The organism is Mesorhizobium sp. M7A.F.Ca.ET.027.03.2.1, from assembly GCF_003999175.1.
GTDB lineage: Bacteria > Pseudomonadota > Alphaproteobacteria > Rhizobiales > Rhizobiaceae > Mesorhizobium.
In genome coordinates, this window is record NZ_RZOM01001230.1 from 1 (window position 1) to 1634 (window position 1634).

Sequence of the window (1634 nt, forward strand, 5' to 3'; positions counted from 1 at the left end):
ATCCTCGGGTCTCCGCGACGGAGCTTCGCTCCTGCTTCGCCCGTGGATGACGAAGTCGAGAAGCTTCGGTTAATTTTCCCAAGTCGCTACAGGAAATCGCCTCAGGCGAACGGCACGGCCGTCGTGCCCTTCGGCAGCTTGGCCTCGTCGTCGGGCTCGACATGGATGGTGACGCGCACCGAGGGGATTTCGGCTTTCAGCGCGTCCTCGATGCGGTCGCAGATGACATGGCTGGCGCCGACCGACATGTCTGCGTCGACGACCAGATGAAACTCGATGAAGGTGGCGCGGCCGGCGATGCGCGTCTTGAGGTCGTGCACCTCCAGCGCGCCCTTGCAATTGGCCGAGATGACGTCACGGATGCGCAGGTGTTCCTGGGTGTCGACGGCGCGGTCCATCAGCCCGTTCATCGACGAGCCGATGACATGCCAGCCCTGCCACAGAATGTTCAAAGCCACGAGGACGGCAAGTGCGGGGTCAAGGATCTGCCAACCGGTCAGGATCGCTCCGACCAGGCCGCCGAAGACGCCGATCGAGGTGACCACGTCGGTCATGATGTGGTTGCCGTCGGCGACCAGTGCCGGTGATTTCTCCGCCCTGCCGGCGCGGATCAACGTCCAGGCCCAGAAGGCGTTGATGACCGTAGCGACGCCGTTGACGGCAAGACCTTCCCAGGGCTGTTCGAGCGGTGCCGGGGTCTGCCAGTGGCGCCAGACCTCGTTGAGGATCAAAAGGGCGGCGAGCACGATCAGCACGCCTTCCAGCACCGCCGAGAAATACTCGGCCTTGTGATGGCCGAAAGGGTGGTCCTGGTCGGCCGGCTTGTGGCTGACCTGGATCGCCCAGAAGGCTGCAACCGAGGCAATGACGTTGACGATCGATTCCAAGGCGTCCGAGTAGAGCGCCACCGAGCCGGTGACGTACCAGGCGGCAGCCTTCAGCGCGAGCACGACAAAAGCGACGATAATCGACCAGAAGGCGAGATTGGCGATTTTGCGCTTCGCGGCCGCCTTGGCCGCGATCGCCATCGTGTTCTCGGCTTCAGCCATGATCGTCAGGCGGCCTTTTCCTTGGCCTTGCGGGGCAAGTGGGCGACGATGTTCTCGATGATGCGCATGCCGGCATTGTGGCCGAGCGTCATGATCGATTCCGGGTGGAACTGTACCGCGGCGATAGGCTCCTTGCGGTGTTCGAAGGCCATGATTATGCCGTCCTCGGTCTCGGCTGTGACGATGAAATCGTCGGGCAGGCGCACCGGATCGGCAAAGATCGAGTGGTAGCGGCCGACGGTCACTTCCTTGGGCAGGCCCGAGAAGATGATGCCGGGCTTGGAGACCCGGATGCGCGACGGCTTGCCGTGCATCGGTATGTGCAGCTGCCGCAGTTCGCCGCCATAGGCCTCCGCCAATGCCTGCAGGCCAAGGCAGACGCCGAAGATCGGCAGTTCGCGGGCGCGCGCCTTCTTGATGGTTGCGGCGCAATCGAAGTCCTTCGGCGTGCCGGGGCCGGGCGACAGCACGACGAGATCGGGTTTCAGCCGGTCGAAGACTTCCTCAGGCACCGGCGAGCGAACGGTCGAGACGTTGGCGCCGGTCTGGCGGAAATAATTGGCCAGCGTGTGGACGAAACTATCC

2 protein-coding genes are annotated in these 1634 nt (G+C 63.6%); both read right to left on the reverse strand.

The annotated features are described in order from the left end of the window. Positions 1-101: 101 nt before the first annotated feature. Positions 102-1049, reverse strand: coding sequence for a cation diffusion facilitator family transporter (locus EN750_RS33285; RefSeq protein WP_127399193.1), 948 nt, complete (start codon positions 1047-1049; stop codon positions 102-104). Positions 1050-1054: 5 nt separating this feature from the next. Next, on the reverse strand, positions 1055-1634 hold a 580-nt coding region (locus EN750_RS33290; RefSeq protein ID WP_189526638.1), incomplete at its 5' end, for a gamma-glutamyl-gamma-aminobutyrate hydrolase family protein.

Bases quoted from the DNA above. Each gene is read 5' to 3' on its own strand.
- EN750_RS33285 (WP_127399193.1), bottom strand. From the start codon at position 1,049: ATGGCTGAAGCCGAGAACACGATGGCGATCGCGGCCAAGGCGGCCGCG.